The sequence below is a fragment of the Mesorhizobium sp. Ca11 genome, assembly GCF_020165275.1.
Lineage (GTDB): Bacteria > Pseudomonadota > Alphaproteobacteria > Rhizobiales > Rhizobiaceae > Mesorhizobium.
This window is the reverse complement of sequence record NZ_JAIUHU010000002.1, coordinates 172684-184923: the sequence shown is the minus strand read 5'-3', so window position 1 is coordinate 184923 and position 12240 is coordinate 172684. Positions and strand designations below refer to the sequence as shown.

General features: G+C 64.2%; 11 protein-coding genes and 1 riboswitch. Of the genes, 8 read left to right on the top strand and 3 right to left on the bottom strand.

The window, feature by feature from the left end:
• Nucleotides 1-134: 134 nt before the first annotated feature.
• On the top strand, nt 135-374 hold the full coding sequence (locus LB538_RS04645; protein WP_411908991.1) for a DUF1127 domain-containing protein: 240 nt from the start codon (nt 135-137) through the stop codon (nt 372-374).
• A 72-nt stretch (nt 375-446) separates the two neighbouring features.
• On the opposite strand, the gene LB538_RS04640 is transcribed toward LB538_RS04645, so the two are convergent.
• The 3 genes from LB538_RS04640 to LB538_RS04630 all read right to left on the bottom strand — a co-directional run bounded on the left by LB538_RS04640 (nt 447) and on the right by LB538_RS04630 (nt 4119).
• Nucleotides 447-1499 carry a substrate-binding domain-containing protein gene (locus LB538_RS04640; RefSeq protein WP_224527879.1) on the bottom strand — a complete coding sequence of 351 codons (1053 nt, stop codon included), beginning with the start codon at nt 1497-1499 and terminating at the stop codon, nt 447-449.
• A gap of 35 nt (nt 1500-1534) precedes the next feature.
• Entirely contained in the window at nt 1535-2530 is a 996-nt protein-coding gene (locus LB538_RS04635; RefSeq protein WP_224527911.1) for an ABC transporter permease, read from the bottom strand.
• Nucleotides 2531-2607: 77 nt separating this feature from the next.
• Complete coding sequence (locus tag LB538_RS04630) at nt 2608-4119, bottom strand: sugar ABC transporter ATP-binding protein (protein ID WP_224527877.1); 1512 nt, start codon at nt 4117-4119, stop codon at nt 2608-2610.
• 136 nt (nt 4120-4255) lie between these two features.
• On the opposite strand from LB538_RS04630, the gene mtnK reads away from it, so the two are divergent.
• From mtnK to LB538_RS04595, 7 genes are all read left to right on the top strand, one after another.
• Nucleotides 4256-5524: an S-methyl-5-thioribose kinase gene (gene mtnK / locus LB538_RS04625; protein WP_224527875.1), complete on the top strand. Its 1269-nt coding sequence runs from the start codon at nt 4256-4258 to the stop codon at nt 5522-5524.
• Nucleotides 5521-6615, top strand: coding sequence for an S-methyl-5-thioribose-1-phosphate isomerase (gene mtnA, locus LB538_RS04620; RefSeq protein ID WP_224527872.1), 1095 nt, complete (start codon nt 5521-5523; stop codon nt 6613-6615). The genes mtnK and mtnA overlap by 4 nt, the downstream gene beginning before the upstream one ends.
• 330 nt (nt 6616-6945) lie before the next feature.
• Nucleotides 6946-7099, top strand: a riboswitch (FMN riboswitch).
• 80 nt (nt 7100-7179) lie between these two features.
• Nucleotides 7180-7647 carry a 6,7-dimethyl-8-ribityllumazine synthase gene (locus tag LB538_RS04615; RefSeq protein WP_224527869.1) on the top strand — a complete coding sequence of 156 codons (468 nt, stop codon included), beginning with the start codon at nt 7180-7182 and terminating at the stop codon, nt 7645-7647.
• A 215-nt stretch (nt 7648-7862) separates the two neighbouring features.
• Nucleotides 7863-8927 carry a class II fructose-bisphosphate aldolase gene (fba, locus tag LB538_RS04610; protein WP_224527866.1) on the top strand — a complete coding sequence of 355 codons (1065 nt, stop codon included), beginning with the start codon at nt 7863-7865 and terminating at the stop codon, nt 8925-8927.
• Nucleotides 8928-9071: 144 nt separating this feature from the next.
• Nucleotides 9072-9230 carry a peptide ABC transporter permease gene (locus LB538_RS04605; protein ID WP_140634712.1) on the top strand — a complete coding sequence of 53 codons (159 nt, stop codon included), beginning with the start codon at nt 9072-9074 and terminating at the stop codon, nt 9228-9230.
• A gap of 106 nt (nt 9231-9336) precedes the next feature.
• On the top strand, nt 9337-10062 hold the full coding sequence (locus LB538_RS04600) for an MgtC/SapB family protein (protein WP_140844266.1): 726 nt from the start codon (nt 9337-9339) through the stop codon (nt 10060-10062).
• 101 nt (nt 10063-10163) lie between these two features.
• Entirely contained in the window at nt 10164-12164 is a 2001-nt protein-coding gene (locus LB538_RS04595; protein WP_224527863.1) for a protein-L-isoaspartate(D-aspartate) O-methyltransferase, read from the top strand.
• Nucleotides 12165-12240 lie beyond the last annotated feature (76 nt).

The window sequence follows — 12240 nt, the reverse complement described above, 5'->3', positions numbered from 1 at the left end:
TGAAACGCTCTAACCGATTTGGAAGTTTTGAGAACTATTTGGGACGGCTTAATTACGCCGCCGGCCGCCTGCGGCACAGTGCAATCTCAATCAGGTCGAGGGTTTTCAAAACCCCTTATTCGATGGAGGTTGCCATGAACGATAGCTTCACGCCCTCTACGTGTCTGGCGGCGGCACCGGCAATGCACTCAAGGCGCGGGCGCTTCAGCCTGGCGGCCTTGCGCAGCCTTATCGCCGAGCGGCGCAAGCAGGCCTATTTCCGCTTCGAGCTCAAGCGCATGGCGACGGACAATCCGCATCTGATCGACGACATCGGGCTGACGAGAAAAGAGGTCGAGGCGGAGATCGCCAAGCTGCCCTTCTGGCAGCGATAGACCGCCTTGGGCCGGCCGAAGGGCAGAGAGCGGTCCGTTGGACCGCTCTCTTCATTCGCGACCGTCCGAACCTTACTTGGCGTTCGGGTTCGGCATCCAGGCCGGCATCGCAACATCGGCATGGGCGAACTGCGGCAGCTTGGCCGACAGGTCCTCCATGTTCTTGATGTCCTTGTCGATCAGCTCCTTCTGGGTGATCAGCGTCGGCGGCACGATGACGTTGTGGCCGGGATCTTCGCCGGCAAGCAGCTGCGCCAGCGCGCGCACCGAGACCTGGCCGACGACGGCGGGGTTGGTGGCGGCGGTTGCCGCCCAGGCGCTGTCCGGTTCGCGCATCGCGGCGATGTCCGAGGTCGAGATGTCGGCCGAATAGATCTTGATCTTCTTGTTGAGCCCGGCCTCATCGACGGCGATCTTCACACCCTTGGCGAACTCGTCATAGGGGGCGAACATCACGTTGATGTCGGGATGCGCCTGCAGCACCGAGCGCGCCTGGTTGGCGACGGAGTTGGCGATCGGGTTATCGAGCGTGCCGAACATGGCGACCTCGCTGATGCCCGAATATTTCTTCTTCACATCGACCCAGGTCTCGTTGCGGCGGTCGAGCGGAGCGATGCCGGCGACATAGACATAGCCGGCCTTCCAGCTCTCGCCATTGTCCTTGACCGCCTGCTCGAGCGCGAGCTTCGCCAGGTCGCGGTCGGACTGCTCGATCTGCGGGATCTTCGGGTTCTCGACATTGACGTCGAAGGCGACGACCTTGATGCCGGCGTCGACGGCGCGCTGGGCGGCGTCCTTCATCGATTCCGTCAGACCGTGCTGGATGATGATGCCCTGCACGCCGAGCGCGATCGCCTGGTCGACCATGTCGGCCTGGAGTGCTGCGTCCTGGCGGCTGTCCAGCACGCGCAGGTCGACGCCGAGCGCCTTGGCTTGCGCCTCGACGCCGGAGAGATAGGCCTGGAAGAAGTCGCCGGTCGACAGATAGCGCACCAGCGCGATCTTGACGCCCGGCTTGTCGAACGGCGCCGGACGGTCCGCGGCAAGCGCCGTCCCCTGCATCAGCAGCGCCGCGCCGGCGAGGCCGAGTGCCGCCTTCCCCAAAAGTCTTCTTGTAATGCTCACTTCGTTTTCCTCCATTTGTTATGCCCCGGTCGAAACTATCTCTTGCCCCTGCCGGAAAGGGCGAAGGTGAAGACAAGGGCGACGACAAGCACCGCGCCCTTGACGAAATCCTGCGTATAGTAAGGCGCGTTCATCATCGTCAGGCCTTGCAGCAGGACGCCGACGAACACCGCCCCGACGGCGGTGCCGAAGGCGTTTGGCTTGGCGGCGCCAAGCACAGCGTAGCCGATGAGTGCCGCCGCGACTGCGTCGAGCAAGAGATTATTACCCGAGGCGATGTCGCCGCGTCCAAGCCGGGCGGCGAGCAAAATCCCGCCGATCGAGGCAAAAACTCCCGAAATCACATAAGCCCAGATCTTGTATGCCTTGACAGGCGCGCCGGCGAGTTCAGCCGCCCTCTCGTTGCTGCCGACGGCATACATCATGCGGCCGAAGCGGGTGTATTCGAGGAAGAACCAGATAAGCAGCGCGAGCACGACGAGCACGACGACCGAAACCGGAATCAGATTCGGGATGAAGAAGTCGATGCGGTGGCGGCCGAGCGCCAGGAACGCCTCGGAGAACTTGCCGTTGGCGACCGAGCCGTCGGGCATGGTCATGCCGGTGGCGATCGAGCGGCCTTCCGTCGGAATGCGCTGCAGGCCGAGCAGCAGGAACATCATCCCGAGTGTGGCTAGAAGATCGGGCACGCGCATATAGACGATCAGCCAGCCATTGATCAGGCCGACGATGGCGCCGATGATCAGGCAGGCGATGACGGCGACGATCGCATTCTGCTCCAGCACGACCATGGCGTAGGAGGCCGCCATCATGGCGCTGGTGGCGACCGAGCCGATCGAGAGATCAAAGCCGCCGACGACGAGCGTCGCGGTGACGCCGAGCGCCAGCACGCCGGTGATGGCCACCGACTGGAAGATGAACACGGCGCTTTGCGGCGAAGCGAAGCCGTCGGCGGCGACCGCGAAATAGGCGATCAGCCCGACCAGCAGGACGATGAAGCCGTAGCGGATGGCGTAATCGCGCAATGTCATCGAACGCTCCCGCGCCGTTGCCTTGGCCGCCAAACTGGAACTCATGCCTGCACTCCGGGTCTCGTCATCCTGCGATCTCACGCCGCGCTGTGAAGCGGTCCGCCGGCCACTTCCGCCAGCAGCCGGTCGAGATCGATGTCATCGTTGCGGTGCTCGCCGACGATCGTGTGTTCCGACATCACCAGGATGCGATCGGCGGTCTCCAGCGCCTCGTCGAGCTCGGTAACGAAGATCAGCGTCGCGCGGCCGTCGGCGCTTGCCCTCAGCTTGGCGGCGATGTCGCGACGCGCCGAAATGTCGACACCCTGGAAAGGCTCGTCGAGGATGAAGAGGCGCGAGGCCTGCGACATCCAGCGCGCGACCATCACCTTCTGCTGGTTGCCGCCGGAGAGCGCCGAAAGCTCGTCCTTCTCCGAGCGGCAGACGATGCCGAGCTCGTCGATCTGGCGGCGAGCAGCGGCGCGCTCGGCGCGCTTCTTCATGACGCCGAGGTCCGACATGCGCTTGAGGAACGGCAGGCTGATGTTGCGTTCAATGTTGAAGCCGCCGACGATGCCGCTCGCGGCCCGGTCCTTGGCGACCAGGAAGACGCCGGCGGCAATCGCCTCGCGCGCCGAGCCCGGCGCGTAGGGTTTGCCGTCCATGTGCATGGTGCCGGCAAGCGGCCTGCGCACGCCGAACAGCGTTTCCGCCAGCGCCGTCTTGCCGACGCCGACCAGGCCGGTGATCGCCACCACCTCGCCGGCGCCGAGCGTCATCGAGATCGGTCTCGGTCCTTGCGCCAGCCGCAGGCCCTCGGCGGTGAAGACGGCTCGGGCCGAGCTTCTGGCAACGACCCTGTCGAGATGGATCTTGCGGCCGAGCATGGCGTTGACCGCACCCTCATAATCGAGCGGCTTCCGGTCGAAAATGCCGGAGACCACGCCGTCGCGCATCGATACGATGCGGTCGGCGAGCCGCCTGATGTCGGACATGCGATGCGAGATATAAAGGATGGCGACGCCCTGGCCGCGCAGCCGATCGATGAGCGAAAACAACCGATCGGCCTCGGCGCTCGATAGCGAAGAGGTCGGCTCGTCGAGGATCAGGACCTTAGGCCGATGCGCCATGGCGCGGGCGATGGCCACCATCTGCCGATCCGCCAACGACAAGTCGCTGACGCGCGCCTTGAGGTCGATGGCAAGTCCCATGCGGTCGGCGACGGCTCTCGCCTCGGCGCGGACATTGACAGGCTTAAAAAGCAACGACGCGCCTTTGCCGCTTAGCCGGTCGAGCGTCAGATTGGTGGCGACGTCGAGGTCGGCGACGACGCCGTCATTGATGTTCTGGTGCACGGTGACGACACCGGCGCGGATGGCTTCGGCGGGTGTCTGCGGGTCGAAGGCCTTGCCGGCAAGCCGCATCGAGCCTGCGCCGTGTTCGTAGACGCCGCTGACGATCTTGACCAGCGTGGATTTGCCGGCGCCGTTGGCGCCCATGAGCACGGTCACCTCGCCCGCAAAGAGGTCGAGCGAGATGCCGCCAAGCACCTCGTTCTGGCCGAAGGATTTCCTCAGGCCCTCCACATGGAACACGGCATCTGCGCCCATCCATTCCTCCCGGATCGTGACGCTATGGGCTCATTCGGCAATTGTCAACACGATTGACATTTGCCAGAGCGCTTCCTAGCTTGGCCCCGCCGCTGTGGCTCCGCTATCGTCGGAAACCACGCGCAGGAGGGAGAGCATGACCGGGAACTTCGAAGCATTGTCGGCGGAAACGCTGCCGAAGCGCCTTGGCGACGCCGCGGCGCTCACGGAGCGCATCGGCAAGGACACTAGCCGCTGGAAAGTACGCGAGGTCGGCGACGGCAATCTCAACCTCGTTTTCATCGTCGAAGGCGACAAGGGTGCCGCGGTGGTCAAGCAGGCGCTGCCCTATGTGCGGCTGGTCGGCGACAGCTGGCCGTTGCCGCTCAAACGCTCCTTCTTCGAATATCATGCGCTGACCAGGCAGGAGCGCCGTGCGCCGGGCTCGGTACCGGCGATCTACCATTTCGACGAGACCCAGGCGCTGATCGTGATGGAGTATCTGGCGCCGCCGCACATCATCCTCAGGCGGGCGCTGATCGACGGCCGCGAGCTGCCGAACATCGCACGCGACATCGGCCTGTTCATGGCGCGCACGCTGTTCCGCGGCTCCGACCTGTCGATGGCAGCCAAGGAGCGCAAGGCCGATCTTGCGCTGTTCGCCGACAATGTCGAGCTGTGCGACATCACCGAGAACCTGGTGTTCTCCGACCCCTATTTCGACGCCAAGATGAACCGGCATACCTCGCCGCAGCTCGACGGCCTGGTCGCCGAGCTGCGCGCCGACCGCGATCTCAAGGTCGAGGCGCAGCGGCTGAAGCATCTGTTCGCCGCCAATGCCGAGACGCTGCTGCATGGCGACCTGCATTCAGGCTCGATCATGGTGACAGACAGCGAAACCCGGATGATCGATCCGGAATTCGCCTTCTACGGCCCGATCGCCTTCGACGTGGGGATGCTGCTTGCCAATTTCTGGATGGCCTTCTTCTCGCAGCGCGGCCACGAGGAGAAAGGTAGCCGCGACTCCATGCGCGCCTATCTGCTCGGCGTCACGGCTGAGACCTGGGCGACCTTCCGCGCCGAGTTCTCGCATCTGTGGCGGACCGAGCGCAGCGGTATCCTCTACCAGAAGAGCCTGTTCGAGGATCAGGGCGATCTGCTCGGCTCCGAGCAGGCGCTCGACCATATGCTGCATTCGATCTGGACCGACCTGCTCGGCTTTGCCGGCATCGAGGTGCACCGGCGCATCCTGGGTCTCGCCCACAATGCCGATTTCGAGACCATTGCCGATCAAGACCTGCGCGCCAGATGTGAAGCCAAGGCTTTGCGCTTCGGCCGCCATATCGCCGTCAACCGCCGCCAGATCCACAGCATCGACGAGGTCAACAAGCTGGCAGCGCTGATCGAACAGGAGAAGAGCCTTTGAACGTCGGCGAACGCCACTATCGCACCATCTGGCTCAGCGACGACAGGCGCTCGGTCGAGATCATCGACCAGCGCTGGCTGCCGCATGAATTCCGCATCGAGAAGATCGGAAGCGTCACCGGCATCGCCACCGCGATCCGCGACATGTGGGTGCGCGGCGCGCCGCTGATCGGCGTCACCGCGGCCTATGGCGTCGCCATCCAGATGATGGACGACCCATCGGACGAAGCACTCGACGCGGTGTGGGAGACGCTGCATAGGACACGGCCGACGGCGATCAATCTGCGCTGGGCGTTGGACGAGATGCGCCGGCACCTCAAGCCGCTCGCGCCTGCAGAGCGTGCCGAGGCGGCCTACAGACGGGCCGCCGAGATCGCCGATGAGGATGTCGGGCTGAACCGCGCCATCGGCGAAAACGGGCTTGCGATCATCAGGCAGATCGCGGCACGCAAGCAGCCGGGCGAGAGCGTCAACATCCTCACCCATTGCAATGCCGGCTGGCTGGCGACGGTCGATTACGGCACCGCCACCGCGCCGATCTACCTGGCGACCGAGGCCGGCATTCCGGTGCATGTCTATGTCGACGAGACGAGGCCGCGCAACCAGGGCGCCCAGCTCACCGCCTGGGAAATGGCGGGACACGGCGTACCGCACACGCTGATCGTCGATAATGCCGGAGGCCACCTGATGCAGCGCGGCGACATCGACATGGTGATCGTCGGCACCGACCGCACCACGGCCGATGGCGACGTCTGCAACAAGATCGGCACCTATCTCAAGGCACTCGCGGCCGCCGACAATGACGTGCCCTTCTATGTCGCGCTCCCCTCGCCCACCATCGACTGGACAGTGGCCGACGGGCTGAAGGAAATCCCGATCGAGGAGCGCTCCGGCGACGAGGTTTCGCTGGTGTGGGGAAAGACGGCCGACGGAAAGGTCGCGCAGGTGCGGGTCTCACCGGATGCGACACCGGCGGCCAATCCGGCATTCGACGTGACGCCGGCGCGGCTGGTGACAGGGCTGATCACCGAGCGCGGCGTGGCGAAGGCCTCGCGCGAGGGGCTGAAGGCGATGTTTCCGGAACGGGGGTAATTAGCTGATCTTTTCCCTCGTGGGCAGATGTCCGGCAGGACAGGTGGGGGCACTGTCCGCCGACGTATCTATGTTTGGGTTCCTCGCCCCGCCAAAGGCGGGGAGAGGTGGCCGCGAAGCGGACGGAGAGGGGCCTTCGTAGGGCGCTCCCCTCTCCGTCTCGGCTTCGCCGAGCCACCTCTCCCCACATTCGTGGGGCGAGGAACCTTGATCCTGTCCCGCCGCGATCTTTCGCGCCCCCTCTGCCCTGCCGGGCATCTCCGCCTCGAGGGGGGAGATTAGCTAGTCGCCAATTGACAGCGCCACCCTGCTCTCTCATAAAACCTGCGTTAATGTTCTCAGGGCGGGGTGAAAGTCCCCACCGGCGGTAAGGGCGATTTTCGATCGCTCAAGCCCGCGAGCGCCTTCCAACCTATCGGAAGGGTCAGCAGATCCGGTGTGATTCCGGAGCCGACGGTTAAAGTCCGGATGGAAGAGAACGTACGCAGAAGACGGTCCGCTGGCGCGGGCCGCGGTTTTTGCGTCGTGCGTCCTGATTCTGGTTCGAAACGGAAGGAAGGACCCATGAATCAGCATTTCCCCAAAGACCATACTGCCCGTCATGTCATCGTCATCCGGGCGCGCTGGCATGCCGATATCGTCGACCAATGCGTGACGGCCTTCGAAGCGGAGCTTGCCGCGCTCGGCGGCTTCGCCGTCGAGGTCTTCGACGTGCCGGGCGCCTACGAAATCCCGCTGCATGCCAAGACGCTTGCCGAGACCGGTCGCTACGCCGCGATCCTCGGCACCGCCTTCGTCGTCAATGGCGGCATCTATCGGCACGACTTCGTGGCGCGCGCGGTCATCGACGGGATGATGAATGTGCAGCTCGCGACCGGCGTGCCGGTGCTGTCGGCCGTGCTGACGCCTCACAACTACCATGACAGCGCCGAGCATCACCGCTTCTTCCATGAGCATTTCACCGTGAAGGGCAAGGAAGCGGCGAAGGCCTGCGTCGAAATCCTCGCCGCGCGCTCACGCATCGCCGCATGAAAGCAAAAACCTAAAGCGTGGAGCCTGAATCCTTTTCAGCGCGACGCGCTTTAGGCCCGGCCGCGGCCGGATTTCAGCCCTGCAACAAGAATTGCGGCCGAAAAGGCTCCGAAAGGTTGCGGTAGCTCCGAAATCCGGCCAGAAGCAACGGGGCCGCCCGACGCCCGGGCCGCCTTTTCAAACACGGGCTCGAACCAGATACGGGAGACTATTCGTTGGCTCGCATCACACTGAGACAATTGCTCGACCATGCTGCCGAACATGGCTATGGCGTGCCTGCCTTCAACATGAACAATATGGAACAGGGCCTCGCTATCATGGAGGCGGCGGAGGAGACCAAGTCGCCGGTCATCCTGCAGGCCAGCCGCGGCGCGCGCGCCTATGCCAATGACGTCGTGCTGGCCAAGCTGATCGACGCGCTGGTCGAGATCCATCCCGACATCCCGGTCTGCATGCATCTCGACCACGGCAACAACGAAGCGACCTGCGTCACCGCGATCCAGTACGGTTTCACCTCGGTGATGATGGACGGCTCCCTGAAGGAGGACGGCAAGTCGCCGGCCGACTACGCCTATAATTCCGGCATTACGCGGCGCGTCGTCGACATGGCGCATTGGGGCGGCGTCTCGGTGGAAGGCGAGATCGGCGTGCTGGGCTCGCTGGAGAGCGGCGGCGGCGAGCAGGAAGACGGCCACGGCGTCGAGGGCGCGATCAGCCACGACCAGTTGCTGACCGATCCGGTGCAGGCCGAGCAGTTCGTGCGCGACACGCATGTCGACGCGCTGGCCGTCGCCATGGGCACCAGCCACGGCGCCTACAAATTCTCGCGCAAGCCGGATGGCGCGGTGCTGGCGATGAACGTGATCGAGGAGATCCACCGCCGCCTGCCCAACATGCATCTGGTCATGCACGGCTCGTCCTCGGTACCCGAGGAACTCCAGGAGATCATCAACAAATATGGCGGCCAGATGAAGCCGACCTGGGGCGTGCCGGTGGAAGAGATCCAGCGCGGCATCAAGCATGGCGTGCGCAAGATCAACATCGACACCGACAACCGGATGGCGCTGACCGGCGCGATCCGCAAAGTGCTGAGCGAGAACCCCAGCGAGTTCGATCCGCGCAAATATCTGACGCCGGCTATGGCGGCGATGAAGAAGCTCTGCAAGGAGCGCTTCGAGCAGTTCGGCACCGCCGGCAACGCCTCGAAGATCAAGCCGATCCCACTGGCCGACATGGCCAAGCGCTACAAGTCGGGCAGCCTCGACCCGAAATTCGGCTAAGCCAACTTTCCCGCGGCCGGTTTTCGGCCGGTCGCGGTAGCCGGCCCTGCCCCGCCTCAGCATCCGCGTGGCGGAACTTCATGCCGGCCAAACCGGTTCCTGCTCTGACGCCTGCCGTGCCCGCTCACAGGGAAGGAGACAACCATGAGCAAGGACCGCGACAGCGAAGGTCCGGTGTTTTCCGGGCAGGACGCGCGACAGGGCGAAATCATCCTGCGCACGCGCACCCGTCGCATCATCTTCATCGCTGGGCTGGTCGGCATCGTCGTGCTGGCGCTGGTGCTGAGCATTGCCGTCCGGTGAGGCGATTCGCGCATGATGGAGTAGCGGCCAGGGAACCATCGGCGGCCAAGCCTAGTTGAGCATTCCAGACGCAACGGAGGGCGCGCTTAGGCTGCCCCGACGGACCATGCTCACGCCGCTTTGCTGCGACATGCCGCTTCATCCGACATGGCCGGACCTCGTGGCGCGGCTGCTGGTCACGGTGCTTGCAGGCTTCCTCATTGGCCTGAACCGCGAGGCCCGCGGTCATTCCGCCGGGTTGCGGACGACCATCCTGGTCGGCCTTGCGGCCTGCGTCGCAATGGTCCAGGCCAACATGCTGCTCGATGTCTCGGGCAAAGGACCGGACTCCTTCGTACGCATGGATGTGATGCGTCTTGCGCTCGGCGTGCTCACCGGTGTCGGCTTCATCGGCGGCGGCGCTATCTTGCGGCGCGGCGATCTGGTCACCGGCGTCACCACCGCCGCCACGATGTGGATCATGACCATGATCGGCCTTGCCTTCGGCGGCGGCCAGTACGGCCTCGGCGCGATCGCAACCGTGCTGACGCTGGTGACACTGCAGGCGCTGAAATGGGTCGACCTCAAGATCCGGCGCGATCACAAGGCAATCCTTTCGGTCTCCTGGCCGAAAAACGCGCCGCCCGACCTCCAGGAAATGGTACGGCCGCTTGGCTACAGTGCCCGCTTCGTCGGCATGGAGCACGACGCAGACCGTGAGCGCTTTGTTTATTCCTTCAATATTCTGTGGAAGCAGCCGGACGCTATTCCACCTTCGACCGACGTGCTGACGCTTGTCGGCGAGCATTGCGCGGTCGAGCGCTTCGAGGTGATTAGCGAGAAGCCGTTCTAGTGTCGTAACGGAGGATGCTTGAAATCGTCCCGGACATGAAACTTTCCCGCCCGCAGATGGTTCTGGGCAAGATGGTACTTGTCCATGATCGGTAGGCATTGATGGCCGAACTTTCTCTGACGCGCGGCCGGATGGTCGATGTCCAGATCGCCCAGCGTGGAATTCATGACCGCCGGGTCCTGGAGGCCATGCGGGAGGTTCCACGCGAGGTCTTTGTCGACCCCGACTTCGAGGAATTCGCCTATGAGGACACCCCTCTGCCGATCGGCAAGGGTCAGACGATCTCGCAACCCTTCATGGTCGCCTACATGATCGAAGCCGCTGAGATCGATCCTGGCGACCGCGTTCTCGAGGTTGGGACGGGCTCGGGCTACGCGGCGGCGGTGATGAGTCGTGTTGCGGCCCGCGTCTACACGATAGAGCGCCATGCGATGCTCGCCGAAATCGCCCGGCAGCGGTTCGAACGCCTCGGTTACGACAATATCGAGGTTCGCGCCGGCGACGGCACCAAGGGATGGAGCGACGCCGCTCCGTTCGATGCCATATTGGTGGCCGCAGCCGGTCCCGGCGCGCCGCTGGCGCTTCAGGAACAGCTCGATGTCGGTGGCCGTCTGGTGATCCCCGTCGGCAAGGAGGTCGACGACCAGCGGCTGCTGAAGGTCACCCGAACCGGCGCAACGACCTACGAGGAGGAAGACCTCGGTGGCGTGCAGTTCGTTCCGCTCATCGGCGAACAAGGCTGGGCGGAACGGCCTCGATATGGAGCCGATCGACCGGCTGTGGTCACGCCGCAGCCGCGCGAAAGAAGCCTGCCGGAGATGATCGCGGCCGCCGCCGAGCCGCTGCCGGATTTCGAAGACCCGGCCTTCGGCGATCTGTTCGACCGCTTCGCGGACCGGCGTGTTGTCCTTCTCGGCGAGGCCAGTCACGGCACCTCCGAATTCTACGAGGCGCGCGGCGCGATCACGCGTCGGCTCATCGAAAAGCATGGCTTCAGCATCGTCGCGGTTGAAGCGGACTGGCCGGATGCTGCGGCCATTGACCGCCATGTACGCCATCGGCCGCCGCGCGCGGCCGCAGAGCCGCCGTTCCAGCGCTTTCCCACATGGATGTGGCGCAACACCGATGTCGACGCATTCGTCGGCTGGATGCGGGATCACAATGGAGGCCTCGACGATGTAAACCGCCGGGCCGGCTTTTACGGTCTCGACATCTACAATATGAGCGCGTCGATTGCGGCCGTCCTGCGCTATCTCGACCAGGTCGACCCGGAAGCCGCCGCCGCTGCGCGGCAACGCTATGGCTGCCTGACCCCGTGGCAGAAAGAGCCTTCCACATACGGGCGCGCCGTGCTCACCGCCGGCTATCGCAAATGCGAACAAGCCGTGCTGGAGCAATGTCAGGAGCTGCTTGCAAGGCAGCTCGACTACGCTCGACAGGACGGCGCCGATTTTCTCGATGCCACGCAGAATGCCAGGCTGATCGCAGCCGCTGAACGCTACTATCGCATCATGTATTACGGCGGGGCGGAATCCTGGAATCTCCGCGACAAGCACATGTTCGAGACGCTAGAGCATCTACTCGATGCGCGCGGCGCGGAGTCAAAGGCCGTCGTCTGGGCCCACAACTCGCATATCGGCGATGCCCGCTTCACCGAGATGGGAACGATCAGGCAGGAGTTGAACATCGGCCAGCTCTGCCGCGAGCGCTTCGGCGACCAAGTGGCGCTGATCGGCTTCGGCACCCATTCCGGAACCGTGGCCGCGGCTTCCGATTGGGACGATCCGATGCAGGTCATGCGGGTGCGCCCTTCGCATGCGGACAGCTACGAACGGCTCTGCCACGACAGCGGGGTGTCGCGGTTCCTGCTCGATATGGACCGCGACGCCGCACTGAGACATCGCCTGCTGGAGCGGCGGCTGGAGCGCTTCATCGGCGTGATCTACAGGCCGGAAACCGAACTGCGCAGCCACTATGCCGATGCCTCGCTGCCGAGGCAGTTCGACGCCTTCGTCTGGTTCGACAAGACGAAAGCGGTGACGCCGCTTGGGCCGGAGCATGCCAGGACCGGTGTACCCGAAACCTATCCGTTCGGACTTTGACGAAGTCGGAGTTTCGGAACAGGGCGGCGGCCAAATGCGCTCGGAACATTCGCTTCGGCCAATCAGTTCCTCATCC